This window comes from Glaciecola sp. SC05 (genome assembly GCF_041380235.1).
Lineage (GTDB): Bacteria > Pseudomonadota > Gammaproteobacteria > Enterobacterales > Alteromonadaceae > Glaciecola.
This window is the reverse complement of record NZ_JBGIYY010000003.1, coordinates 227,510-252,510: the sequence shown is the minus strand read 5'-3', so window position 1 is coordinate 252,510 and position 25,001 is coordinate 227,510. Positions and strand designations below refer to the sequence as shown.

At 44.1% G+C, this 25,001-nt stretch carries 21 protein-coding genes and 1 pseudogene; 15 read left to right on the top strand and 7 right to left on the bottom strand.

Features of this window, described 5'->3' with window-relative positions:
• The first annotated feature begins 109 nt into the window (after window positions 1–109).
• The 11 genes from AB9H30_RS04400 (at window position 110) to purF (ending at window position 9,888) form a co-directional block, all read left to right on the top strand.
• Window positions 110–964 carry a PHP domain-containing protein gene (locus AB9H30_RS04400; RefSeq protein WP_371193424.1) on the top strand — a complete coding sequence of 285 codons (855 nt, stop codon included), beginning with the start codon at window positions 110–112 and terminating at the stop codon, window positions 962–964.
• 102 nt (window positions 965–1,066) lie between these two features.
• Window positions 1,067–1,687: an L-threonylcarbamoyladenylate synthase gene (locus AB9H30_RS04395; protein ID WP_371193423.1), complete on the top strand. Its 621-nt coding sequence runs from the start codon at window positions 1,067–1,069 to the stop codon at window positions 1,685–1,687.
• Between the two features lie 12 nt (window positions 1,688–1,699).
• On the top strand, window positions 1,700–2,551 hold the full coding sequence (locus tag AB9H30_RS04390) for a ScpA family protein (RefSeq protein ID WP_371193422.1): 852 nt from the start codon (window positions 1,700–1,702) through the stop codon (window positions 2,549–2,551).
• On the top strand, window positions 2,548–3,162 hold the full coding sequence (scpB, locus tag AB9H30_RS04385; protein WP_371193421.1) for an SMC-Scp complex subunit ScpB: 615 nt from the start codon (window positions 2,548–2,550) through the stop codon (window positions 3,160–3,162). Before AB9H30_RS04390 ends, scpB begins: the two co-directional genes overlap by 4 nt.
• A 1-nt stretch (window position 3,163) precedes the next feature.
• On the top strand, window positions 3,164–4,036 hold the full coding sequence (rluB, locus tag AB9H30_RS04380; RefSeq protein ID WP_371193485.1) for a 23S rRNA pseudouridine(2605) synthase RluB: 873 nt from the start codon (window positions 3,164–3,166) through the stop codon (window positions 4,034–4,036).
• Between the two features lie 12 nt (window positions 4,037–4,048).
• Window positions 4,049–4,834, top strand: a complete 786-nt coding sequence (gene truA / locus AB9H30_RS04375; protein WP_371193420.1) for a tRNA pseudouridine(38-40) synthase TruA — start codon at window positions 4,049–4,051, stop codon at window positions 4,832–4,834.
• Window positions 4,835–4,955: 121 nt separating this feature from the next.
• Entirely contained in the window at window positions 4,956–5,834 is an 879-nt protein-coding gene (accD, locus tag AB9H30_RS04370; protein ID WP_371193419.1) for an acetyl-CoA carboxylase, carboxyltransferase subunit beta, read from the top strand.
• Between the two features lie 18 nt (window positions 5,835–5,852).
• Window positions 5,853–7,163: a bifunctional tetrahydrofolate synthase/dihydrofolate synthase gene (gene folC / locus AB9H30_RS04365; protein WP_371193418.1), complete on the top strand. Its 1,311-nt coding sequence runs from the start codon at window positions 5,853–5,855 to the stop codon at window positions 7,161–7,163.
• Entirely contained in the window at window positions 7,160–7,798 is a 639-nt protein-coding gene (locus AB9H30_RS04360; RefSeq protein WP_371193417.1) for an SPOR domain-containing protein, read from the top strand. Before folC ends, AB9H30_RS04360 begins: the two co-directional genes overlap by 4 nt.
• Window positions 7,799–7,866: 68 nt before the next feature.
• Window positions 7,867–8,358 carry a CvpA family protein gene (locus tag AB9H30_RS04355; RefSeq protein ID WP_371193416.1) on the top strand — a complete coding sequence of 164 codons (492 nt, stop codon included), beginning with the start codon at window positions 7,867–7,869 and terminating at the stop codon, window positions 8,356–8,358.
• A gap of 12 nt (window positions 8,359–8,370) precedes the next feature.
• Window positions 8,371–9,888: an amidophosphoribosyltransferase gene (gene purF, locus AB9H30_RS04350; RefSeq protein ID WP_371193415.1), complete on the top strand. Its 1,518-nt coding sequence runs from the start codon at window positions 8,371–8,373 to the stop codon at window positions 9,886–9,888.
• Window positions 9,889–9,961: 73 nt separating this feature from the next.
• Here the strand turns inward: purF and AB9H30_RS04345 are convergent, their stop codons facing one another.
• Window positions 9,962–10,567, bottom strand: coding sequence for a Yip1 family protein (locus AB9H30_RS04345; RefSeq protein WP_371193414.1), 606 nt, complete (start codon window positions 10,565–10,567; stop codon window positions 9,962–9,964).
• A 387-nt stretch (window positions 10,568–10,954) separates the two neighbouring features.
• Here AB9H30_RS04345 and AB9H30_RS04340 point away from each other — a divergent pair, with 387 nt between their 5' ends.
• The 3 genes from AB9H30_RS04340 to AB9H30_RS04330 all read left to right on the top strand — a co-directional run bounded on the left by AB9H30_RS04340 (window position 10,955) and on the right by AB9H30_RS04330 (window position 15,204).
• A complete protein-coding gene (locus AB9H30_RS04340) occupies window positions 10,955–11,647 on the top strand; it encodes a TorF family putative porin (protein WP_371193413.1) in 693 nt (230 codons plus the stop codon).
• Between the two features lie 154 nt (window positions 11,648–11,801).
• Entirely contained in the window at window positions 11,802–12,740 is a 939-nt protein-coding gene (locus tag AB9H30_RS04335; RefSeq protein ID WP_371193412.1) for a spermidine/putrescine ABC transporter substrate-binding protein, read from the top strand.
• Window position 12,741: 1 nt separating this feature from the next.
• Window positions 12,742–15,204: an EAL domain-containing protein gene (locus tag AB9H30_RS04330; RefSeq protein WP_371193411.1), complete on the top strand. Its 2,463-nt coding sequence runs from the start codon at window positions 12,742–12,744 to the stop codon at window positions 15,202–15,204.
• A 16-nt stretch (window positions 15,205–15,220) separates the two neighbouring features.
• On the opposite strand, the gene AB9H30_RS04325 is transcribed toward AB9H30_RS04330, so the two are convergent.
• The 5 genes and pseudogenes from AB9H30_RS04325 to AB9H30_RS04305 all read right to left on the bottom strand — a co-directional run bounded on the left by AB9H30_RS04325 (window position 15,221) and on the right by AB9H30_RS04305 (window position 22,947).
• The gene (locus tag AB9H30_RS04325) at window positions 15,221–16,486 is read right to left on the bottom strand and encodes an amidohydrolase family protein (RefSeq protein WP_371193410.1); all 1,266 of its coding nucleotides are present in this window, start codon (window positions 16,484–16,486) and stop codon (window positions 15,221–15,223) included.
• A gap of 166 nt (window positions 16,487–16,652) precedes the next feature.
• Window positions 16,653–19,874 (bottom strand): DPP IV N-terminal domain-containing protein, encoded by a 3,222-nt coding sequence (locus AB9H30_RS04320; protein ID WP_371193409.1) that lies wholly within the window; start codon window positions 19,872–19,874, stop codon window positions 16,653–16,655.
• Between the two features lie 205 nt (window positions 19,875–20,079).
• A pseudogene (locus AB9H30_RS04315) lies at window positions 20,080–20,301 on the bottom strand (VF530 family DNA-binding protein); the annotation flags it as partial.
• Entirely contained in the window at window positions 20,294–20,563 is a 270-nt protein-coding gene (locus AB9H30_RS04310; protein WP_371193408.1) for an RNA recognition motif domain-containing protein, read from the bottom strand. The gene AB9H30_RS04310 and the pseudogene AB9H30_RS04315, both read right to left, overlap by 8 nt.
• 212 nt (window positions 20,564–20,775) lie before the next feature.
• Entirely contained in the window at window positions 20,776–22,947 is a 2,172-nt protein-coding gene (locus AB9H30_RS04305) for a prolyl oligopeptidase family protein (RefSeq protein WP_371193407.1), read from the bottom strand.
• 301 nt (window positions 22,948–23,248) lie between these two features.
• Here AB9H30_RS04305 and AB9H30_RS04300 point away from each other — a divergent pair, with 301 nt between their 5' ends.
• Complete coding sequence (locus tag AB9H30_RS04300) at window positions 23,249–24,070, top strand: HAD family hydrolase (RefSeq protein WP_371193484.1); 822 nt, start codon at window positions 23,249–23,251, stop codon at window positions 24,068–24,070.
• Window positions 24,071–24,307: 237 nt separating this feature from the next.
• On the opposite strand, the gene AB9H30_RS04295 is transcribed toward AB9H30_RS04300, so the two are convergent.
• Entirely contained in the window at window positions 24,308–24,985 is a 678-nt protein-coding gene (locus AB9H30_RS04295) for a YoaK family protein (RefSeq protein ID WP_371193406.1), read from the bottom strand.
• Window positions 24,986–25,001: the final 16 nt, after the last annotated feature.

Sequence of the window (25,001 nt, the reverse complement as noted above, 5' to 3'; positions counted from 1 at the left end):
TGGTGAATTAATGCTTTATCGACCTTAATTAGTCTTCTATTAAGTCAAACCGCGTTTTTTTCAGTATTTCGCGGTATCATTAGTATAGATTCGAAATAGGCTGCTTAAATTGAAAATAGATCTGCACTCGCACACCACACAATCAGATGGTGCACTTACCCCACAAGAACTCGTTATGCGTGCACAGCAAATGCAGGTTGATGTGCTTGCTATTACTGATCACGATACAATTGCCGGGATCGCGCAGGCAAAAGAATACGCCAAGCAATACGCACCAAAATTAAGCGTGTTGAGCGGTGTCGAAATATCAACTCGGTGGCATGGTTTTGAAATTCATGTCTTGGGTCTAAATGTAGATGAGCAAGATGCTACATTCCTTGCTCGACTCGGTGAGCAACAACAAAAACGCGAAGACCGCAGCCTTACTATCATAGACAAGCTTCAAAAAGCGGGTATTGATATTGAGTTGTCAGAAGTTAAAGCACGCGCAAAGGGCGTAGTTTCTCGAGGGCACTTTGCACAGGTTCTAGTTAGCAAAAACATATGCTCACATCCGCAGCAGGCCTTCACGCAGTTTTTAGGGAAAGACAAAAAAGCTTACGCCACACCTAAATGGATTGATCTGGCCACTGCAGTGCAGTGGATCAAGGAGGCAAAAGGCCAAGCAGTGTTAGCCCATCCTTATCATTACGATATGACGACAAAGTGGCTGCGTCGTCTGCTCACTGACTTTAAAGCCGCGGGGGGCGAGGCAATGGAAGTGCAGCACTCTAATTTAGCCAAGCCTAAGCACGATATGATGGTCTCATTAGCTTTAGAGTACGGATTGCTGGCCAGCGCGGGCAGTGACTTCCACGCGCCAAGCCGGTGGACAGAATTAGGCAAACGCCTGCAGTTACCGGATACAATCTCGCCAATATGGCACGATTGGCAACACCTAAATGAAAACATTAGAGAAAGTTAAAAAAGAGCCCTTTCACCTGCGTTGAAACGTAACATCCGGCGCAATACTTTGGTATACTGCGCCCCTCGACGCAATGTTGTCATCTTTAAAGGTTTTTGAACAATGAGCCAGTTTTTTTATATTCATCCGGATAACCCTCAAGCAAGACTTGTGCGGCAAACCTGTGAATTGATTAATCAGGGCGAAGTAGTTGTTTATCCCACTGATTCAGGCTATGCCATCGGCTGTCAGATGGAGAATAAAAAAGCTTTGGATCAAATCTGCCGTATTCGAGATATTGATAAAGAGCACAATTTTACGCTGATGTGTCGTGATATGTCTGAGCTTTCGGTTTACGCTCGCGTTGACAATGTCGCTTTTCGGCAAATAAAAAATAACACCCCAGGTCCTTACACGTTTATTTTAAAAGCGACTAAAGAAGTGCCTAAACGCCTACAAAACCCAAAGCGTAAAACCATCGGTATTCGGGTGCCGAATAATCCTATTGCTCTGGCAATTTTAGAAGAGTTAGGCTCGCCTTTGATGTCTACTACGCTCATTTTGCCAAACGAAAGCATGGCTGAGACCGATCCAGAGGAAATTCGCGATAAACTAGAAAAACGCGTTGGCCTAATTATCCACGGAGGGTACTTAGGTGAACAGCCTACGACCGTGATTGATATGTCTGAGGGTGAAACAACGATACTTCGCTATGGCAGTGGTGACCCCACACCTTTCGAGTGAGTCGGCTTATTCATGCCTGATAATCCGGCTCTACCGAACTCGCTCACGCAACAGCAGCCACTCGCACTGGCTTTCGTAAATGGCGAAGCGATCATTGAAAAGCCAGAAGACCTATATATTCCGCCAGAAGCGCTCGAGGTCATTTTAGAAACGTTTGAAGGTCCGCTAGATTTATTGCTATACCTTATTCGCAAGCAAAAATTTGATATTGTTGAGTTGCCGGTTCTGCAAGTTACCCAACAATACATGGCTTATGTCGAGACGATTACCGACGTAAAGTTAGAATTAGCCGGTGAGTATTTGGTCATGGCGGCGATGTTAGCTGAAATAAAATCTCGACTTTTGCTTCCTCAGCTTGTTAACCAAGATGACGAAGAAGCCGATCCACGCGCTGAGCTTATTCGCAGATTAAAAGAATATGAGCGTATCAAACATGCGGCTCATGCCCTAGATTTGGCGCCGCGTCTGCAGCGTGATTTACATGTGGCGCATTCTGACGTGAGTGAAAATGTGCAACCGATAAAACATTTACCGCAAGTTCAGCTACAAGAACTTGCGCTGGCTTTCAGCGCGGTGATGCAAAGAGCAAATGCTTTTGAGCATCATCATATTGCAAAAGAGACTTTGTCGACCCGAGAGCGGATGAGCTTGCTGATGATGCAGCTGAATAACATCGACTATGTCGGATTAGATACCGTTCTTAAGCCAGAAGAGGGGAAGCCGGGTTTGGTCGTCACATTTATTGCTATTTTAGAACTGGTTAAAGAAGGCTTGGTAATGCTTCAGCAGGCAACGCCCTATAGTAATCTATATGTGAAACTGGTTGATCAAGAATACCAAGATCATTATGAGCAGTTGCGATGAATAAAATTAATGACGTGCAGCTAAAACAATTGTTAGAGGCCGCAATTTTTGTGGCAGATACGCCGTTGTCTATAGAGAAAATGAGAGCCACCGTATTAAGTGAATTTGACGTGTCTATACGGCAACTAAACAAAGTCATTAAAGAGCTTGAATTAGATTATGCGCCAAGGGGTATACAGCTAGTAAAAGTGGCATCAGGCTATCGCTTTCAATCAAACTCCGGCCTAGGGCAAATCTTGAGTCGCTTATGGCAAGAGACAGTGCCTAAATATTCTCGCGCCATGCTTGAAACGCTTTCTCTGATTGCTTATAAACAGCCCATTACACGCGGTGAGATTGAAGAAGTCCGTGGAGTTGCCGTAAGCAGTCAGATTATAAAGTCTCTAATGGAACGTGACTGGATAAAAGTAGTAGGGCACAAAGAAGTCCCTGGCCGTCCAGCCTTGTTTGCGACTACGCCGACTTTTTTAGATTATTTTGCTTTGTCTTCGCTATCAGAATTGCCTTCGGCTGATATGTTTGACGAATCTTTTCAAGCTGCACAAGCAGCGGCGCTTAGCCCGTCAGTAGCGACTGATGACGAAAGCAACAACACTGGAACATTACACTGATATGAGTGAAAAACTGCAAAAAGTCTTAGCCAATAATGGTATTGGCTCAAGACGTGAGATGGAAAAATGGATTGAACAGGGGCGTATCTCGGTCAACGGTAAAGTCGCGACCTTAGGAGACCGTGTAGAATTGACCGATCAACTTCGCGTAGACGGCAACAATATTTCCAGAAGCAAAGAAAAGTCACCTTGCCGTGTATTGATGTACAACAAACCCGAAGGAGAGCTTTGCTCTCGTAACGACCCTGAAGGGCGTGCCACCGTATTCGACCGCCTGCCACAAATTACCGGCGAACGTTGGATTGCGGTAGGCCGCTTAGATATTAATACAAGCGGGCTTTTGTTGTTTACCAACGACGGGGAATTAGCAAATCGCTTGATGCATCCTTCTCATGAAGTTGAGCGTGAATATGCGGTGCGAATATTTGGGGATGTCACCCCAACGATTTTGAGAAACCTTTCTAAGGGCGTTAAGCTCGACGACGGAATTGCAAAATTCAATCATATTCATGTCAGACCTACCGACGATGAATCGGTGAACCAGTGGTTTAACGTTACCCTATCGGAAGGTCGAAATAGAGAAGTGCGTCGTTTGTGGGAATCGCAAGGCGTGCAGGTGAGTCGACTGATCCGCACCCGTTACGGTAACTTAGAAATGTTCAAGCGCTTGCCGCAGGGAGCATGGATTGAGTTAGATTTGGAAAACATGAATGCGTTACGCAAAATGGTGCAACTGCCCGCAGAGACTGAAACAAAAGTCCATACGCTAGACAAGCTTGATCACACTAAACTCAGCAGAATGCGCCGTTCAGTGCGCAAGCATAAAACCAATAAAGTCGCGCAACATCGTCAGCGCGTTAAACCTAAAAGATAAGAATAGATTACTATGCGTATTGCCTTAGGCATCGAATATCAAGGCGGTGCATACAGAGGTTGGCAAAAACAAGCAGACGTGCCAAGTGTGCAGAAGCATGTAGAAGCGGCTCTGGAAAATATTCTGCGTCACGAAGTGCATATTACTTGTGCCGGCAGGACCGATGCAGGGGTCAACGCAACTGGGCAAGTTGTGCATTTTGACACTGACCTTGAGCGACCAATAAAAGCCTATGATCGCGGTTTGAATACAAAGATGCCTCACGACATTGCCATCACTTGGGCAAAACAGATGCCCGATGACTTTCATGCACGTTTCAGTGCCATAGAGCGTCGCTACCGCTATATAATTTATAACTCGCCACTGCGCCCGGGGATTTTGAATACGGGCATCACGCATGTTTATCAGCCTTTAGATGCTGATTTAATGCATCAAGCGGCCCAGTGTTTAGTGGGTAAAAATGACTTTACTACTTTCAGAGCCTCACTTTGCCAAGCCAAATCTCCAGTCAGAACCGTAAAAAGTGTTTCGGTGCATCGTCAGGGACGTTACCTTATTGTGGATATTCTCGCTAACGCGTTTTTGCATCATATGGTTAGAAATATTGTGGGGTCTTTGCTGGTCATAGGGCAAGGAGAACAACCCGTCGAGTGGATGGCGCAACTGCTGGCACAAAAAGACCGTAAATTGGCGGCAACAACCGCTAAGCCTAATGGCTTATATTTGGTTAAAGTGGTGTACGCTGAACCTTTCGAATTGCCAGACATACCCATCGGGCCTTTGTTTTTAGATAACTAAATACTGATCAGACGAGTCTACTAATCGGTGTTTTTAGTTTTGCCTATACCGTGAATATGGTTTAATACAACAAAGCGGCGAAAACTAGCCGCAATTATACAAAAATAATAGGAATATATAGATGAGCTGGATCGAGAAGATACTGCCAAAAACGCAAAATTCTATTAAAAGCAACGTACCAGAAGGGATCTGGACAAAATGCAGCGCCTGTCAGGCCGTGCTTTACAAAACAGAGCTTGAGAAACTGCTTGAAGTCTGCCCGAAATGTGATCACCACATGCGCATCAGCGCCCGAGCGCGTATTAATTCGTTGTTAGATAAACTAAATCGCAAAGAATTGGGCGCCGAATTTGAGCCTCAAGATATTTTAAAATTTAAAGATTCTAAAAAATATAAAGACCGCATTACCGCTGCGCAAAAAGCAACCAAAGAAAAAGACGCGCTGGTGGTAATGAAAGGCACCATGAATGGTATGCCTGTGGTTATTGCGTCTTTTGAGTTTGCTTTTTTAGGCGGCTCTATGGCATCAGTGGTTGGCGCGCGTTTTGTCGCGGCGGTGAACGACTGTTTAGAGAATGATACCCCATTAATTTGTATTTCGACCAGTGGTGGCGCTCGCATGCAAGAGGCTTTACTGTCATTAATGCAGATGGCGAAAACCAGCGCTGCTTTGGCAAAGTTAAGCAAGCAAGGCCTACCTTATATTTCTGTGCTAACCGACCCGACTATGGGCGGAGTATCAGCAAGTTTAGCAATGTTAGGCGACATCAACATTGCTGAACCTAAAGCCTTAATTGGTTTTGCTGGTCCACGCGTTATTGAGCAAACCGTGCGTGAAAAGCTTCCCGAAGGTTTTCAGCGCAGTGAGTTTTTACTCGAAAAAGGCGCGATAGATATGATTGTCGACCGACGCGAAATGCGCGATACCTTGTATCGCATATTACGGAAACTGCACGGTAATCATGCTGAAAATACTGAGCAGCTTAAAATAGAGCAATAATCTACGCATTCAACTCCCATGAAAACACTCGCACAATGGCTTGCCAAAATTGAGGCAGGCCATCCTACCGACATCGACATGGGTCTAACCCGTGTAGCCGAAGTCGCTAAACGTTTAGACCTAAACTTCGGTCAAGCAGTGCTTATTACCGTTTCCGGCACCAATGGCAAAGGCACCACTTGTAGACTCATTGAGCAAGTATGCCTAGCAGCTGGTTTAAGTGTTGGCGTGTATAGTTCTCCGCACCTATTAGTATTCAACGAGCGCATTCGCATAAATGCTCAAAATGCTATCGATGCCGATATTTGTGAGGCTTTCGATTCGATTGAAGAGGCGAAAGCCGAGATCAGCATGACGTATTTTGAATATGCGACTTTGGCAGCAATGTGCTTGTTTCAGCGAGCGGCTGTGGATGTTGTGATTCTTGAGGTTGGATTAGGCGGTCGCTTAGACGCAACCAACATCATTGATGCTGACATTAACATAATCACCAGTATTTCATTAGATCATCAAGATTATTTAGGTAACACTTTAGGGCAAATTGCCCGCGAAAAAGCTGGTATTGTTAAAGCCAATAAACGCACTGTTGTTGGGTTTCAAGAATATTATAGTGAAGCTGAAAAATGGCTACATGATCAAAACAATAGCATTTTAAGAGCGGGCTTAGATTTTTCTTATCGAGCAGTCGAGCAAGGCTATCAAGGGGAGCTCAAGTGGGGCGGGGAAATTCGTCGGTATGACTGGCAAGCTTCGGCAATCCCAGCGCCGAACGTTATGACCGCTATCGCAAGTCTCAAATTTTTGGAGCAGGTTTTACCTAAGTCGCTAGTAATAAAGCTAAGTCATGTCTTAGAAAATAGCGAGGCGCTGGGGGCGATCATTGAAAATACTTCACTTGCGGGCAGGGCGCAGCTTATCAGTCGGTCTCCGTACATTTTATTGGACGTGGCACATAACCAAGCGTCAGGTGAGTATCTGCAAGAAAAGCTTGGCACTTTTGAGTACCGTGAATGTCATATCGTTGTGGGCATGTTAAAAGACAAAAATATTGAAGATACTTTGCAAACGCTTCGCGGTACGCCTGCGCATTGGTATTGCGCGAGTTTGCCCAGTGCGCGGGGTCAGAGCTTTGAACGCTTAATCAAATCAGTACCAAATGAAAGTGCCAAAAGCATCGCGGGCTTTGATGCAATTGACAGTGCATTATCAAGCGCTATTAAACAGGCAGCAAATACTGATATGATAGTTATATTCGGTTCGTTTGTGACAGTTTCTCAAGCGATGACATTTTTTAAAACACATCCATTGGATAATGGCAAAACGATATGAATTCTGCGTTACAAAATAGATTAGTGGGCACGATCATCGTGGTTGCCTTAGTTGTGATTTTGTTACCTGAAATTCTCGACGGTGAGAAGACTCAGAGCAATCAGGAGTTTGTCGATATTCCGCCGCCGCCGGCATCTATCGTGGTTGAAAGCGCTGAACAATTCCCTCAGCAAATACTCGATGATAACGCTTACCGTCCAGCAGAAGTGGTCGACGAAATCGCGATTGACGATGTGCTAGACGATGCCGCTAATTCTGAGCAAAGCCAAGCACAAACACAAACAAACGATACGACCGCCACAAACATATCGCGCTCAGAGCCTAAAGAAAGTCAAAACACAGTTACCGCTGAGCTTGATGAGCCCGAGGTTGAAATTGAAGTAAAGGATTCAGGTTGGGTCATTCAATTGGGAAGCTTTCGTAACGAAAAAAATGTAAATGAGCTTATTGCGACTCTTCGTCAGGCGGGTTATCGAGCATATAGTCAACCGGTGAAAACCAAAGTCGGCATGTTGAATAAAGTTTTTGTCGGGCCTGAATTAGAAAGGGTGCGCTTAGAGCAAGCATTGCCACATTTACAAGAGCTGACCCAATTAAAAGGTAAAATAACTGCATTTGAAGTTAGCGCTGAATAAGTTAATTTGCTAAACTCCGCGCCACTTCGATTTGCATCTCCACATCTGTATTGGAATGGTTGTCACGCATGAATTGGTTTGACTTTACTATCTTAGGCATCATCGTATTTTCTGCGGTCATTAGCGTTGTTCGAGGATTTGTTAAAGAGGCTCTATCGTTAATCGTATGGTTGTCTGCCTTTTTTGTCGCCAGTCAGTTTTATCTTCATCTTGCTAAATATCTTTCACAAATAGACGATACCATGATCCGCAATGGTGTAGCAGTCGCGATTTTATTTATCGGTACGCTGATTGCTGGCGCCCTGGTTAACTATGTTATTTCTCAGCTTGTTAAAGCCACCGGTTTATCAGGTACCGATCGTGTCTTAGGAGCGGTATTCGGTGCTCTGCGCGGCGTATTGGTAGTCAGCGCAGCATTATTCTTCTTAGATACATTTACGCCGGCTGGCGGTTCTGCCTGGTGGACACAATCACTATTAGTCCCTGAGTTTGCATTTATCATTGAATGGTTTTTTGAATATGTCAAAGAAAGCTCGAGCTTTCTCTCCGACGCGATATAAGGTGTTTTAAATATGTGTGGCATTGTTGGTATAGTTGGTAAAGATCACGTAAACCAATCCTTATATGATGCGCTTATCGTGTTGCAGCATCGCGGCCAAGACGCTGCGGGTATCATGACTATTGAAGACAACATGTTTAATTTGCGCAAAGGCAATGGTTTGGTACGTGATGTATTTCATACTCGTCACATGAAACGCCTCACCGGTAAAGTAGGCATTGGCCATTGCCGCTACCCAACTGCGGGAAGCTCAAGCTCTGCGGAAGCTCAGCCATTTTATGTAAACTCGCCATTTGGTATCGCGTTTGCGCACAATGGTAATTTGACCAATTCAGTTCAGCTCCAAGATGAAGTATTTAAGATTGCACGCAGACATATCAATACCACGTCTGATTCTGAACTGTTGTTGAATATCTTTGCGCATGCTTTGCATCAAACTGCTGGCCTCACGGTGCAGCCAAATGAAATATTTGCAGCGGTCGAGAAAGTCCACAAACAAATAAAAGGCGCTTATGCGGTAGTCGCTGCGGTTATTGGGCAAGGCATGGTGGCCTTTAGAGATCCAAATGGCATCCGTCCTTTAGTGTTAGGCAAGCGCGTCACGCAATTGGGTGACGAATACATGGTTGCATCAGAAAGTGTGGCGCTTGACGCCGTAGGCTTCACTCTGATTCGTGATGTAGCCCCTGGCGAAGCCATTTACGTTACCGAGCAAGGTGAGTTATTTACCAAACAGTGTGCTGAACTGCCTAAGCTCAATCCTTGTATTTTTGAGTTTGTTTATTTTGCTCGTCCAGATAGTTTCATTGACGGCATCTCAGTGTATGCATCGCGCGTAAATATGGGGCGTAAACTGGGTGAAAAAATCAAACGCGAGTGGGAAGAATTAGACATTGACGTGGTGATCCCCATTCCCGAAACATCAATGGATGTCGCGCTACAAATTGCCAATACTCTCGAATTACCTTACCGACAGGGCTTTGTTAAAAATCGCTACATTGGCCGCACCTTTATTATGCCAGGCCAAAACATGCGCAGAAAATCTGTACGGCGCAAACTAAACGCCATCAAATCTGAGTTTAAAGGTAAAAACGTGCTGTTGGTAGACGACAGTATTGTACGAGGCACCACCTCTGAGCAAATCATTGAGATGGCAAGAGAGTCGGGCGCAAACAAAGTATACTTTGCCTCGGCGGCTCCTGAAATTAGGTTTCCAAATGTGTACGGTATCGATATGCCCTCAGCCAATGAACTGATTGCCTACGGAAGAGAAATCGAACAAATTTGCGAATGCATCAAAGCCGACGGCCTTATTTTTCAGGATATTCAAGACCTGGTCGATGCTGTAGCTGAAGAAAACCCGCAAATCACGCGTTTTGAAACCTCAGTATTTGACGGTAACTACGTGACCGGTGATGTTGATCAGAATTACTTAGAGCAAATTGATAAAGCCCGCGGAGAGTTATCAAAAGGGCTGTTAATGTTCCAGGCTGAGCTCAGCAATTTAGAAATGTATAACATGGATAATTAAGTCAGTATTTATGTTTCGTTGAATCAAAAAACGCCATCAAATAGATGGCGTTTTTCGTTTAAGACACACAATGCTACATGTGCTGCGGACCTAATCCATAACTCCATAATATAACGGAGCCTGTCATTAGAATTACCATTAAGACTAGGCCACATGTAACCACCGAGCTAGAAAAGATAAAGCCTTTCTCTTGTGGAATATGCAGGATTATTGGTACGCCCGTATAAAGTAAATACACTGAATATGAAATACCAATTAGTACAATCGTCATGATAAACCACAGCTCAGGGTAGAAGGCGCTAAAACCTGCCATGAAAAGAGGGGTGGCAGTGTATGCAGCAATTTCTAGGCTTTGCGTATAGGTGGGCGTAGCATCAAAGGATTTTGCTAATTCATGAATTAGTACGGCAAGTGCAGTTACCCCAAATATTAGACCGAAATACATCGCTATGGCCATATGCAGGGCGCTTTGAGGAGTAAGTTTTATGGTTTCGGCGGTCACACCTGCGCCAATATTCCAGCCCAAATAAGCTGAAGCATAAAAGGCCATCGCTGAGGGAATAATTGCAATAATAAGTATGTGACTAAGCGCATAAAAATAGCTTTCATGCTTATAATCTATAATTTGCCATTCTTGTTTGGGAGAGGTATAAATTCCCCAGATGTGGTTGAGTATCACGTGACTGCTCCTGCAATATGTATCATGGTGTTTAAGGCTTTATTACGCGCCTTTTTCGTAAATATAAGCCATTAACAATCAGTTAACAAGTTGATAGCAAGGTTTAAACTGACAATTTTAAGAAATTCGCAATTTTAATATGATAATCCTCATTCCTCTTATGCATCAGCTATCCAGCCTAATCGACTTTCTCTGCGTAAGCTCAAATGTCTAAGCATTAAAAGGTAATTCACAAGGTTTAACTATCTCAATCAAAACAGCGCTTGTTGCCTATTATGGTTTAAGTAAACTCTCCTTTAGTCGATAAATTAGATAAGAACCGAATGCAGCAAGAATCAGGTTGCGAAATTCATTAATCAGCGGCATCACATTTAATCGAGATAAACCATGAGTGACACAAAAAGTCATGCAGCTCATCACATATCAAAGCGCAAGCCGCTAGGATTCAATGTTGTAATAAACGTGCTGATACTGCTAGCCCTGCTATCTACATTTAATTTAAAAGCCGAAGAAACCATCAGTGCATCCCTTGCCATCGAGAGTGACTTTTTATGGCGGGGCTTTGATTTGAATAATGGAAAACCGTCATTGCAAGCGGGCTTAGATTATGAGCAAGCCGAAGGATTTTCTGCTTCCTTGTGGGCTTATCAATATGACTTTGGCGATTCAGATGACGGTATTTTGATTGATATTTACGGTGCGTATACATTGCCTCTCTTTGAAGATGCCAGTTTAGAGTTAGGGCTATATCGATACGAATATTCCGGTGAGTCAGAGGCATCTACTGAGTATTTCGTGGGTCTATCGTACTTATTCCTTACCCTTCGTTATTTGGTTGATGACGATTTAGGGACCAAATATTTAGAGTTTGAATTTGACTACGACATATTCGATGAGTGGGAGCTTAATCTTCGGTACGGTATTAACGATGACGGGTTTGAGCGCTACTACGATTACCTTATTGGCTTTAACACTTACATAAATGATTATGTGAATATAAAAGCGGGCTATTCCAATCATGAATTTGATGAAGAAGGCGCCCAAGGCACGCTATTTTTGGGGATAACGGGATACCTTTAATATGCGATTAATTCGATTCCTAAGCGCGGTAAATATTAGATTAATAAAACATAATCTCGTTAGTCGCGTGTGTCTATGTATGGGGCTGCTTTTTTGCTTAACATTGAGTCGGGCATATTCTCAGGATTTGGTGATCTACAATTGGGAAGATTATATGCCGCAGTCTGTGCTTGATGATTTTGAAGCTGAGACAGGCCATGCCGTCAGGGTGATTTACTATGAATCTGAAGAAGATGCGAGAGAGTTAATAGTGGAAACTCGTGGCAAAGGTATGGATTTGGTTGTTTTGAGTCGCCAAGAGTTAAGCGCGATATCCAATCAGAGCGATATATTTTCGATTATTCCATATCAAAGCCTTGCAAACCTTCAATACATCGACCCAATCTGGAAATCAAAAGCGGCAAATATTTTTGATGTCGGTGTACCGTGGTTATGGGGAACAAACGGCGTTTTATACCGTAAGGACCTAGTGGAGTTAGACACTGTTACGTGGATGGATCTCATGGCACCACCACCGTCTCTTGAGGGAAAAGTGTTGATGATACCCGGAATGCGCGACGTCATGGCTTCAGCCATGTTGGCACTTGGAGAGTCAATCAACACTGCAGATGACGACGCTTTGCATAGAGCAGGCAAGCTGCTAGAAGCTCAGAAACACAAAGTGTTTGATTACAAATATATGGCCTCTGAGATAGTCTCAGGTCAAGTTCATATGGCCCTATCATATAGCAGCGATGCAGTTGAGTTTCTCTACATGGACGACAACATTGTCTATGTACTTCCTGAAAATAAAACCACAATCTGGCTAGACAACTTAGCGGTATTTGAGACAAGTGAAAACAAAGAGCTCGCTTTTCGCTTCATTGAATTTGTGAATGAGCCAGAGCGTGCGGCCTATATCGCCGATTATCTTGGAGCTTCTTTAGTCAATACCGCTGCTACTAAATTTTTGAGTGAAGAATACCTCACAGAGCCAAGCCTCAACGTGCCAAGAGAAATTCTCGAGTCAGCCGAAATGCACGAGCCATTTAGTCCAGAGCTAACCAGTAAATACAACGCCATCTTTTACAATGCCTTAAGGCCTGTCTTTTAAGATGAAATTAAGACGCAAGGTATTCCTCCCCCTTATACTAGCCCTTGCCATTCCGGTCTTGGTAGTGGGTTTGTACGTTTATTCTTTTTTAGTTGAGGATACTCGTGCTAAGTTTCTGCAAAATATCAATGAAACAAATGCCAATGTCGCGGTTTCAATTAATCAGATCTTAGGCGACGCTAACGATGATTTAACCCGATTTGCAACGACTCGATTATTCCAAAACTATTCAACACTAGACGATACTCGCTACTATACCCATCAGCCGCTCGTTTATACGCAGCTTCTGAATTATCAAAATATGTATCCTAACTACTTTCTTATGCAACTGATTTTAGAAAATGGGGTAGTTGACTCATCGGTAGACAATCGAGGATTTAGATTTCCGCAACTTTCGGTATCTGAATGGCCATTTTTTGAGCGTTTTATAAGCATTAATAATGGCGAGATACTTTATCAGGTAGAGCTAGAAGAGAGCACTCAAAGGTTTATCATTCGTCTAGCGACGGCCATGAAATATAATATTATCGAAGCTGAAACGGCAACCTCAACCCAGCGAACAAGCTACTTTAGTATGTCGATGTATGCAGACCCTATTGTAGCTCTGTTATCACAGCGTTTTAACTTACCTGATGTATCACTCTTTGTGTTGACCCCTGATAATCAAATTATTTCTCAAAAGAGCGCAACTTCGTTTAATCTTGATGCCCTATATGATATCAATATTGCAGGTGTTGTGGCGCCCACCACAGTGCTGATTGACCAGCGCGAATATTTGTTGATACCACATATTCTATCTGCCGATATGACTTTGTTTTCAATCTTGCCCGTTCGCATTTTTAACGATACCGCGTTAACGCTACTGGTAAAAATCTCATTGTTTTTACTTGCTTTTATTTGCCTTATTAGCGTCTTGGGTTTCATTATTTTGAATCGATTAATCTTAGCACCAATCACTTCTATGCAATCGATTGTCGCTGATATTAGCGATGGAAAAATGGATACTGTTATACCCGCAATTAATAGTAAGGATGAGCTTGGCTTTCTGGCTAAAGCCATTGTCGATATGCGTCAACGAATTACCAGCAACCAGAGATCTATAGAGCAACTGGCATTTTTTGATTCGCTGACTCACCTGCCAAATCGGCGGACATTTCAAAGTGCGCTTGATGCAGCAATACAAAATGCTAACCATGAAAAAGAGCATTTTGCAGTTGCCTTTATGGACTTAGATAACTTCAAGAGGGTCAATGATACGCTTGGTCACGAGGCGGGTGATGAGCTATTGCAGCATGCCGCTAAGCGCATCAGAAGAGCCCTAAATATTGAACAGTATACGATTGATAATGTTAATCCAGCGTCCAATCAAAGTGCTTTTCTTGCGCGCCTTGGTGGAGATGAATTTACAATATTAATGCCAATAGAGACGGGGAATGTGTCGATCCGCTCACGTTTAACTAGTGTCATAGGGAGCTTGTCAGAAGAGTTTATAATTAAGGGCAATACAGTCAGCATTGGCGCAAGTATAGGCGTAGCGACTTACCCTTCTTCGGCAGATAATGCTCGGGATTTATTAAAGCATGCAGACCTTGCCATGTACGAGGCGAAAAGGACGGGTAAAAACAACATTGTATTTTATTTGCCCGAAATGCAGAAAAGTCAGGCCAGTAAAAATACCATCGAGATGACGCTTAAAGAGGCCATCGAACAAAAAGCCTTTTCATTAAGCTACTACCCCAGGATAAAGTTGACTGACTATTCGGTAGTCGCAATGGAAATGGGCGTTAAATGGGAACACTCGAGTCTAGCTGAGCTGCCGCCACAAGTTTTGCATGGATACATGCAAGCGAATATGCAACTTAGGGAACATAGCCGTTGGTTGATTACCGAGGCCTTGGCCAATATTAAAAGGTGGTTGCTGCTTGGCTACGCAGACTGCAGCGTTGCGATAAATGTCAGTAGTGTGCAGCTTGAAGATGCTGAATTTGTGAATGATTTCAGAGATGCACTGTATAAAAATGACATTTCGAGTAAGCACCTGATCATTGAAATAACTGCCGTTTCAAGTGCTCAAAACACGGATGTTATTCAGGTAAACCTTGGTCAACTACACGCTTTAGGGATTTCGATTACATTAAATGACTTTGCGAAAGGTGTGGCCTCGTTTCAGCAAATACGCGACCTAGCAATCGCTCAAATTAAGCTAGAACAAACCTTTGTTGCCGACGCTGCCCAAGGTAATGCCGAGATGCTAAAAGCACTCATTACACTCTCTAAAAGTATTGGAGTAAGGTGTATTGTTAATAGCGTAGCATCCTCTACGCAGCATGATGCACTGCTGCTTAGCGGCTGTGAGTATGGTCAAGGACCTTATTACAGCCGGCCTCTGAATGACTTTTCAGTCGACGCTTTTATTAAGTCCATTGTTGATAAACATGACGCTTTGGAGCTGCAAAGCGTCTAAACCGATTATCTGCGCTCTACTGCTTTACTATCGTGCCGCCTTTCATCACAAAATCGACATTTTCTAATATTGAAATATCGTTTAGCGGGTTACCTTTGACCGCGATGACATCAGCAAACCGCCCAACCTCCAGGGTGCCAATATTTTGCTCTTGCTTCAAAAGCTTTGCTGAATGGATTGAAGCCGCTTGAAGTGCCTGCATAGGCGTCATACCAAATTCGACCATTCTTGAAAGCTGTTTTAAATTATCACCATGAGGGTACACGCCTGCGTCAGTGCCCATTACCATCTTCACACCAGCGGTTACGGCTTTGCGAAAATTTTCACGTTGCACGTGGCCAACTGTGCGCTCTTTATCTAAGCTCTCTTGAGATATGCCGGCAGCTTCGCCTTCACCTAATATATATTCGGTTACGTAAATATCCATCGATAAATAGGTGCCGTTTTTCTTTGCCAGAGCAATCCCTTCATCGTCGATAAAGCTAGCATGCTCAACAGAATCAACACCGGCACGAATAGCATCTAATATGCCCGCGGTTCCATGGGCATGGGCTGCCACGGTAACCCCTCTGCGATGGGCTTCTTTGACAACAGCTTCCATTTCCTCCAATGAGAACTCTTGCGCGCCTACTTTTGTGCCCTTAGATAGTACACCGCCGGTTGCTTTTATTTTTATCAAGTCTGCGCCGTATTTGACGTTTTCTCTAACTTGCTGAATCGCTGACCACGGACCATCGACCACGCCCAATGTGCTGGTTGGCATGTCATGAGGAAGGATGTTGTTATCACCATGCCCGCCGGTAATTTGCAGTGAGGGGCCTGACACAAACATACGAGGACCAATAATGTCACCACTGTTTATGGCATCGCGCATGGCAACATCGGTAAACGCACCCGCGCCTAAGTTTCTGACGCTAGTCACTCCAGCATGCAATGTTTGTTCTGCGTACTTTACGCCACGGAAAGCTTTGCGCACCTGAGATGTGGTTAGGCGGCGCACGCCATGCTCATTTGCATCAGAGGTTAAATGTGTATGCATATCAATAAGGCCGGGCAGCAGGGTGTGCCCGCTAAGGTCGATTAAGGTGTCTCCTTGCTCAACACTTCGATTGGATGTACTCATTACTTCAATGATGCGTTCGTTTTCTATCTCAATTCGGGCATTTTTTATCAATTTACCATTGGCTACATCGACATAAGCGTCGGCAACAATAACCGTTTTGGCCAAAGATAGTGAGCTATGAATAAGCAATAAACTGCATATAAGTAAAAGACGGTTCACGGTGATTCCTATAGGGTGGCTTTTTATTGGTCTTCGCTCGAAACTACACTATTTGCCTTGCTTGATGCAAGGATAGAAAGTTTTTCGCATAAAAAAAGCGCCTCATCAAGGGCGCTTTAAAAATCAATAAGTGCTTAAAAAGAGCAATGAAAAGATGTACTCATATTTACTCCAAATCTCCGAGCAACTCATCCACCGCCCGCTCAAGCTGTTGGTCGCGCCCATTATCGATAATGCCTGGCAAGTTTTTAATGATTACATCAGGGGAGGTTTGATTGTTTTCCATCCATTCACCCGCTTTGTTTTTCGCGCTCCATGGCACTACGCCCCAACCTACGCCCATGGGTAACATCTCCCAGCCAGCAAAGCTGCAGGTGCCGGGTACCGGCATACCCACCGACTTACCCACTTTTAAATCGGTATAGCCGCTGGCATAACAATGGCCGTCGCTATACATTGATTCGTTAAATAAAGAAATAACCGGTTTGGTATAACGAGACACGGGCTCGCCGCCTACAATTTTGCTTGCGTTAGCGTAGGTGATAAATCGTTCGCCTGTGAAGAACATCGCCAAGTCAGAGACCAAGTCCCCACCATTGTTAAAACGAGCGTCGATGACCATGGCTTTTTTATCAAAGAAACGGCCCATCATATCGTCGTAAATGCTGCGATAGGGGGCATCAGACATACTCGGCAGGTGCACATAGCCTAGCTGACCGTTACTGCGTGCCAGCACTTCGGCTTCATTATTCTTAATAAAGCGCGAGTACAACAGGCTTGCCTGTTCCGCTTCTGAAATGGCTTTAATCGTTATTTGAGAGCTGCTTTTCTCGTTTGCACTGACAACATCAAGCAATACAAATTTGCCGGCTTTGCGATTCAACAGTGCCGGCCAGTCCATTTCGTTGGTGACGGTTTGACCGTCAATTTTTGTGATGATATCGCCAGGCTGAACGCTAAACTGCGCTTTGTCTAGAGGACCGTCTGTGATCACTTCGGTGATTTTTATGCCGTCACCCTTAAAGTCATAGTCAAAGAAGATACCGAGCGAGGCTGTAGTGTCGGGTTGCTTGGCGCTGCTTCTATCGCGCGCGCCTGAATGGGACACATTTAGCTCGCCTAGCATTTCACTTAGCAAGTGGGTAAATTCTTGTGGGGTAGCCACATGGCTGACTTTAGGTTTGTATTCAGCGCGCATCAGCGGCCAATCAACACCGTGGAAGGTTGGTTCATAGAAAATTTTTGAGGTACGCAACCACACGTGGTCAAAAGATGCTTCGCGGACAGCATCGTGGTCCACCAGCATTTGCTCGCCAATCTTTATACCTTCTGAAGAGCCTTCTTCAAGATCAATCTTAGCGATGTTTCCGTCGCTCAATAAATATAGGTTTTCCATGTCTGGATCCCACATTAAACTGCCGTTTTCGGCCCCTAAACTAATGGTTTTTTTTGTTTCCTTGGTGCGCAGGTCAGTTTCCCATAGGTCATAATCGCCTTCAAACTGCGATAAATAATAGAGTTTATTAGCATCTTTATTCAACACGGCGTCTGATAAGTTCGAAGAATGAATGGTTAAGCGAGCGATTCGTCGGTCTAAGCCCTTCCACTGTATGGTGACATCGGCCACGGCTTCTTTTTTCTTGTCTTCTTTATCTTCGTTAGCGTCTTCTTCAGGCGCTTTTTGAATCTCTTCGATGGCTTCTAAAAGAGCAAAGTCATCTTCGCTTAAATTATACTTATCCCAGTCTTGCTGATTTAAAAACAGCGAATACACATCGTTTTGGCTTCGTCCACTTGTCGCGTAGCTCTTGAGACCTTCGCGATTGCTAAACCACAGTATTTGTTTGCCGCCATCTACCCACTTAGGTGAGGTGTCATAAAAGCCACTGGGTATCATCACCCGCATCTCGTCATTGCCACTGGCGCTGACTATTGCCACATCGGCATTGTGCAAAAATTTATTATACTGGAATAAAATCCACTTGCTGTCTGGGCTCCAGCTAAACTGCTGATCACCATCACGGGAGTTGATGCTCAGCTCTGGTGGGATCACCGTAACGCTTTTGTTGTCTTTCAGGTTCATCACCCGAATGCTTAAGCGGTCTTCAACGTAGGCAATATTGTTGCCGTCGGGCGAAATCTTGGGTTGGTAATTATCTTTTGCGTTATCGATTAAAACCGACTCATTAATCAGCGTTGCCGCATAAAAGAAAGGCTCTTGCTCACGGACTTTTTCGGCCTTAAAAATGCTCCACTTACTGTTGCGTTGCGATGCATAAACAAGGTAGTCTCCTTCAGGCGAAAAGCTCACAGAGTCTTCTCTAACAGCGGTTTGCGTGATTTGTTTCACAAAACTACCGTCTACTGAGCTCACAAACACATCTCCGCGAGAAATAAAGGCTATTTCTTTGCCATTAGGCGATATCGCCATATCGGATATTTCACCGTCCACAGCGAGTAATTCGGTAGCGTTGTCTACATCTTGAGTGCGGATGCTAATGGTTAACTTGCTAGGCTCGGCGCCCTCATTCATGGTGTAAAGCTCCCCATGATGTGTAAAGGCTAGGGTCTTATTTGCAGCAGATAAAAAGCGCACTGGATGCAGTTCAAAGTTTGTTAATTGCTCGACTTCACTGGGATTATCAAGACTTAGTTTGTGCACATTAAAGGTGCCGTTTTGTTCACTTAGATAATAAATATCGCGATAGTCATCACTAAACACAGGGTTGCGGTCTTCGCCGATAAAACTCGTAATTTGGCTGTGCTTGCCCGTGTTGGTGTCATAGCGCCAAATGTCACGAGTAGCGGCACTTTTATGGTGTTTGCGCCATTCGTTTTCGGTGCCTTTCATATCTTGATAAATCAACTGGCTACCGTCAGCATTCAGTTGTACATGCTCTACCGGCAGGGTCATCACTTGCTCAACTCTGCCGCCCTTGCTGGGCACTGAATATAACTCAGGAAAACGCGCGCCAGGGTGCTGGCGGTGCTTGGCGGTGTCCATTCGGTGTGCGCCAAATAAAATCGCACTATCGCTGGCATCAAATGTATAGGGAGTTTCGTCATTTGAGTGATAGGTGAGGCGACTTGCCGCTCCGCCTAAAGCGCTCATCATATACACATCAAAATTACCGTGTCGGTCGGAAGCAAAGGCGATGTTTTTGCTGTCGCTGCTCCATACCGCTTTGTAATCGTGAGCTTTATGAAAGGTCAAACGTTTTGCTTCACCACCGGTACTTGGTACCGAGTAAATATCGCCTTTGTAGGTAAAAGCGATGGTGCTTGCGTCGGGTGAAATACTCGGATAACTAAGCCATTGCGGCGTGATTTGGGCTATGCTGCTAAAACTTAATGCAAGAAGTGTACATGTACTCAAAAAGACTTTCATATCATCCCTATATACGGTTTGTGTGCACGAGCACAGTGGACGGTTTTCTAATGGTGTAACTTAAACAAACACCTTAGCTTAAAAGTATGCTGAATGGTAAATAGTAATTGTAAACATCGGTAACAAAACGGGGCAGGGCCAAGCATTGATAGTTGTTCAGGGTAAACGATGACTGATGGCATTTTCAGTATTAGCCCCAAACCTTAGACTGTAAATAAAACTCTTCAACCTTTTGACGTGCCCAAGGCGTTTTACGTAAAAATTTTAAGCTGGACTTGACACTTGGGTCGTGATTAAAACAGCGAATATTTATGCGCTGGCCGAGTTCATCAAAGCCGTACTTATCTACCAGCTCTTCAACAATTGTCTTTAAGGTAATGCCGTGCAGCGGATCGTTGCTACCGGGTGTGGATAGTTGATCAGTCATCGTTGTTGCCAGGCTCAGCCAGCTTTACCTCAGCTTTTTTGACGCGCAATTTTGCGCCATCTAACGAGGCATTGTTCAGTTTGTTTATGGCGATTTTTGCTTCGCCTACCTTTGGCATTTCAACAAAGGCGAAACCTTTTGATAGGCCGCTGGCCTTGTCTATCACAATGTTGCAAGACTGCACGCTACCGCATTCGCTGAATAAAGCCGATAAGGCTGCTTTTGTGGTGTCTCTCGATAGATTTCTAACTAATAATTTCATGAAATATGTGCCTTAGGTGAATTTTGTAATTGTAACGCACGAGCTTTTGAAGGGATAGCTTTTGAAGGGATATTTAAATTCACAGAGCTTAAAGATTAGGTGTTCATCTTCAATATTCTCGCTTAATTTCAGAAACGTAGGAAAGAAACTCACTTTCGGAAATTAACGAAATCCCTAGCTTTATTCTAGGGATTTCGCCTTTTATGAGAAAATTACTTAGACTCAGAATTTAAGGACGTAATTCCCATATTCCACAGTACAAAGCTATACATATCAGCCGTGGCTTCAATGGTCTTGCTTATCGGTGTGCCGGCACCATGACCAGCATCAGTCTCAATGCGAATAAGCACAGGGTTGTTACCTTGCTGGTACTCTTGGATGGTTGCAGCATATTTGAATGAATGAGCAGGCACTACGCGATCATCATGATCAGCAGTAGTCACTAATATAGCAGGATATTCTTGAGCACGGATGTTATGCAGCGGCGAATAGCCTTTTAAATATTCAAACATTTCTTTACTTTGTTCAGAGGTCCCAAAGTCATATGCCCAGCCTGCGCCTGAGGTAAAAGTGTGGTAGCGCAGCATGTCCATTACACCGACGGCTGGCAAGGCAACTTTCATTAAATCTGGCCGTTGATTGGCCACAACGCCAACCAGCAGACCGCCGTTTGATCCGCCTCGAATGGCTAGATATTCACTGCTGGTATAGTTCTTTTCAATTAAGAACTCGCCTGCTGCGATGAAGTCATCGAAGGCATTTTGGCGCTTCATTTGAACGGCAGCCTGATGCCATGCTTTACCATATTCGCCACCGCCACGTATGTTAGCTACCGCATACACGCCACCGAGCTCTAACCATGCTGCCACGGTCGAGCTGAAGCTCGGCACCAAGCTGATGTTGAAACCACCGTAAGCATACAGCAAGGTAGGGTTAGTGCCGTTTAGCTGAGTATCTTTATGATGCGTGATAATCATCGGTACGCGAATGCCATCTTTTGAGGTGTAAAAAACTTGCTCCGATACATACTGGCTGCCGTCAAAGTCGATGGCGGGTTTGTTAAACACGGAAGATTCGCCATTCTCAATGTTTAATTCGAAGATAGTCGTTGGTGTGGTGTAGTTAGCAAAGGTGTAGTAGGTTGTCGTTGCATCTTTTTTCGCAGCAAAGCTGCCTGCGTTGCCTAAACCAGGTAGTTCAATTGTGCGTACTTGTTCACCCTCTAAGGTATACTGATAAACCTTTGAAATAGCATCTTCCATGTACTCAGCAAAAATAAATCCGCCGGCGGTACTAGGCACCAACACATTTTCGGTTTCGGCAATGAGGTCTTGCCAGTTTTTGACGCTTGGAGCGCCAGCGTTCACCGTCACCACTCTGGTATTCGGCGCGTCATGGTTGGTGACCAGATAGAGTGTATCATCTTTGGAAGTGAGCAAATATACATCGGTAGCAGCATCATCTTTGACTACTATCCAGTCGCTATTGGCTTGACTTAAATCCTTTAAAAAAGCTCGGTTTCCTGAGGTAGTGACTCTTCCGCTTACCATCAAAAAGCGATTGTCTTCACTAACCTGTGCGCCAACGTAGCGATGCTTTTCAGCATCAGTATGCCCAAATACTTTTACATCGGCCGACTGCTCCGTGCCTACCTTATGATAGTACAATTTATGTTGGTCGGTTTTATCACTTAGCTCTGAGCCCGTTGGTTTATCATAGCTGGAATAATAAAAGCCCTCATTTTTATACCACGATAAGCCACTAAACTTTACGTCTTGCAATGGCTCGCCAATTTGCTCCATCGTTTCGGTGTTGATGATATACACCTCTCGCCAGTCACTGCCGCCAGTTGATGTTTGGTACGCCGCTAGGCTGCCGTCGTCAGAAAAGGCCAGCATGGCTAATGACACAGTGCCGTCATCACTGAATTTGTTGGGGTCGATAAATACCTCTGGCGCGCCGCCTTCTTTTTGGCGATATACAACGCTCTGATTTTGTAGGCCATCATTTTTATAAAAGTAGGTATAGTCGCCTTCTGTAAAGGGCGCAGATACGCGCTCGTAATTGATAATATTGCGAACGACATCTGCAATGTCTGCGCGATAAGGAATTTGACTTAAATAGCCTTGAGTGACTTCGTTTTGTGCCACTACCCACGCTTCTGTTTCAGCGCTGCGGTCGTCTTCTAACCAGCGATATGGGTCAGGTACCTGTTGGTCAAAATAGGTGTCAACCACATCGCCCTTAGCGGTAACTGGATATGATAGTGTTTGCATGTTTTGCTCTTGTTGCGGCAATGTCTGTTGCTCAGTTGCGGGCTGACAGCCCATAAGCGAACCCGCTATTAATAAACAGGCTGCTTGGTGTGTTAAGGCTTGCTTCATTTGCTCATTACCTTTTATTTAATTTGGCTGCTCGAGAAGGTCTCTGTTTGGATGAATCGTAACAATTTGATATGTATTACTGTATTTCGGTGAATGTAGTTTAACATCATTTGGCAATGTGCCAATCTAAGCAATCAAAAGGGGCAAAATATTGCTAAGCTAAATAAAAAAGATGATCGTTTAGCAGTAGGACTGACATGTATCTAAACTAAATGTAAGTGGATCGCGTAAGATAGTGTCTAATATATTTTCTCAATATGGGCATTGCATTTGCCCGCAACAGCAAGCGATTAAAAGACCTATGGACCTGATTTTTTTTGATTTAGACGGCACGCTGTTAAATAAGGCATCCGAAATAAGCCCCTTCACTCGAGATACGCTCTCATTGCTCAATAAAAACGGGATTGCCTATACGGTCGCGACTGGCCGCACCATGCTTTCGGCAAAAGGAATTTTGGATGGACACGATTTTGAACTCCCACACATTTACAATAATGGCGTCACAATCTGGCACCCAAAAGCGCAGCAGCTTAGTTTTGAGAACTTACTGGATAATAGCGAAATTGCGGCGATTTTAGATGTTGCCTTAGGCCAGGGGATCACACCGTTTGTAAATGCCATAGATAGCGAACATCACCATTTTATTTTTCATCCTCTTCCTCGTCATCAAGTAGAAAAGGATTTGGTTGAAAAATACTTCTCTCGCACAAAAGCTAAGATATTTGGCTTAGAGGCTTTGACTCAAAATAGTCAAGTTACAAATATTAGTATGATTGGAGACGCCAAAGTTATTACTAAAATGTGGCAGGAATTAAACGCCAATCCAAATCTTATTGCTTACTCGGGTCCTGCCTTAGAGGGTGAGAACTTTAGATGGATGGACGTGCATCATCGCTTGGCGAGTAAAGGTAGTGCTGTTATTAACCTAAAACAGCAGCTTGGGGCGAGCAACATTATCTGCTTTGGCGACAGTGACAACGATGTCAGTATGTTTGAATTGGCTGATGAAAGCTATGCGCCGGCTAATGCTAAACCGGCGATAAAGGCCCTAGCGAGTCAGGTAATTGGGGATCATCACGAAGATGGTATTGCGCGTTTTTTGAGAGAGCGGTTTTCGCTATAACGATCGACCGATAATCATCTCGGCTTAGTTGGTTTTAATCAAGCTAATCCCATTGCTTGGTCGTGCACTATTTTGCGTACCAGGGGTATAAAGCGGTCCAGGCTATCCACTTCAAAATCAGGAACAAAGCCTTCAGTATCCGATTAGCCAATAAGATAAGGTCGGCATATCGTTTTAACGATGTAAGCATGGATAGGCACCTCAATCATTTTGGCAATGTCGTTTCAAAATGGCAGGTTATCTTTTACCGTTTTTAATGGCTTGAGCTTTTTGATAAAAGTGATAGCTAAAGGCTAAAACTAAGCAAACTAACGCAGGTGCTAATAATGCTTGAAATACATAGTGGTAAAACAGTATGGCACCAATACCGCCGCCTAAAACGAAGCCGGTGATGATTAGTAAGAAAAGAATCGACTTACGTTTATCAAATTCTTCACCTCTAAGCATAGAGCCTAGCATAATACCTAAGTCAGTAAATATGCCCGTTACATGCGTTGTTCTTATGATTGCGCCGCTGTAGGTAGTTGCTAATGCATTTTGGAGCCCACAAGCCGCAGATGCAGCAAAGTGTCCATAATATGAGCCCTTTGTGAGCAAAACAAACGCAATGAAGATGAGCACTGCTTCGAGCATTAGAGCAGTGTCATAATGTCTTGTAAGTTTTACTGAACTCCCGTGTAGTAAAAACCCAGAAATCGACGCGCCCAAAAAGAATGCAGCTAAAATTCCTAGTAAATGCAATGAGTTGGCGAAGTCGTTCTGAAAAAGAGTTAAACCCAATAAGGTAGCGGTACCAGAAACATGCGAAACAGCCTGATGTTCGAAACCTAGCAGCCCAATTGCATTAATAGATCCAGCAATAAGAGCCAAAATAAACGCACCATATTCAATCCATCTAGGTAATGTCGACATCAAGTTTAGACACCCTCGT

Coding starts and splice junctions, on each gene's coding strand:
- scpB (WP_371193421.1), top strand. CDS start 2,548: ATGAATAAAATTAATGACGTGCAGCTAAAACAATTGTTAGAGGCCGCA.
- AB9H30_RS04395 (WP_371193423.1), top strand. CDS start 1,067: ATGAGCCAGTTTTTTTATATTCATCCGGATAACCCTCAAGCAAGACTT.
- rluB (WP_371193485.1), top strand. CDS start 3,164: ATGAGTGAAAAACTGCAAAAAGTCTTAGCCAATAATGGTATTGGCTCA.
- AB9H30_RS04340 (WP_371193413.1), top strand. CDS start 10,955: ATGAGTGACACAAAAAGTCATGCAGCTCATCACATATCAAAGCGCAAG.
- AB9H30_RS04330 (WP_371193411.1), top strand. CDS start 12,742: ATGAAATTAAGACGCAAGGTATTCCTCCCCCTTATACTAGCCCTTGCC.
- accD (WP_371193419.1), top strand. CDS start 4,956: ATGAGCTGGATCGAGAAGATACTGCCAAAAACGCAAAATTCTATTAAA.
- AB9H30_RS04320 (WP_371193409.1), bottom strand. CDS start 19,874: ATGAAAGTCTTTTTGAGTACATGTACACTTCTTGCATTAAGTTTTAGC.
- AB9H30_RS04355 (WP_371193416.1), top strand. CDS start 7,867: ATGAATTGGTTTGACTTTACTATCTTAGGCATCATCGTATTTTCTGCG.
- purF (WP_371193415.1), top strand. CDS start 8,371: ATGTGTGGCATTGTTGGTATAGTTGGTAAAGATCACGTAAACCAATCC.
- AB9H30_RS04300 (WP_371193484.1), top strand. CDS start 23,249: ATGGACCTGATTTTTTTTGATTTAGACGGCACGCTGTTAAATAAGGCA.
- AB9H30_RS04390 (WP_371193422.1), top strand. CDS start 1,700: ATGCCTGATAATCCGGCTCTACCGAACTCGCTCACGCAACAGCAGCCA.
- AB9H30_RS04305 (WP_371193407.1), bottom strand. CDS start 22,947: ATGAAGCAAGCCTTAACACACCAAGCAGCCTGTTTATTAATAGCGGGT.
- folC (WP_371193418.1), top strand. CDS start 5,853: ATGAAAACACTCGCACAATGGCTTGCCAAAATTGAGGCAGGCCATCCT.
- AB9H30_RS04310 (WP_371193408.1), bottom strand. CDS start 20,563: ATGAAATTATTAGTTAGAAATCTATCGAGAGACACCACAAAAGCAGCC.
- truA (WP_371193420.1), top strand. CDS start 4,049: ATGCGTATTGCCTTAGGCATCGAATATCAAGGCGGTGCATACAGAGGT.
- AB9H30_RS04335 (WP_371193412.1), top strand. CDS start 11,802: ATGCCGCAGTCTGTGCTTGATGATTTTGAAGCTGAGACAGGCCATGCC.
- AB9H30_RS04360 (WP_371193417.1), top strand. CDS start 7,160: ATGAATTCTGCGTTACAAAATAGATTAGTGGGCACGATCATCGTGGTT.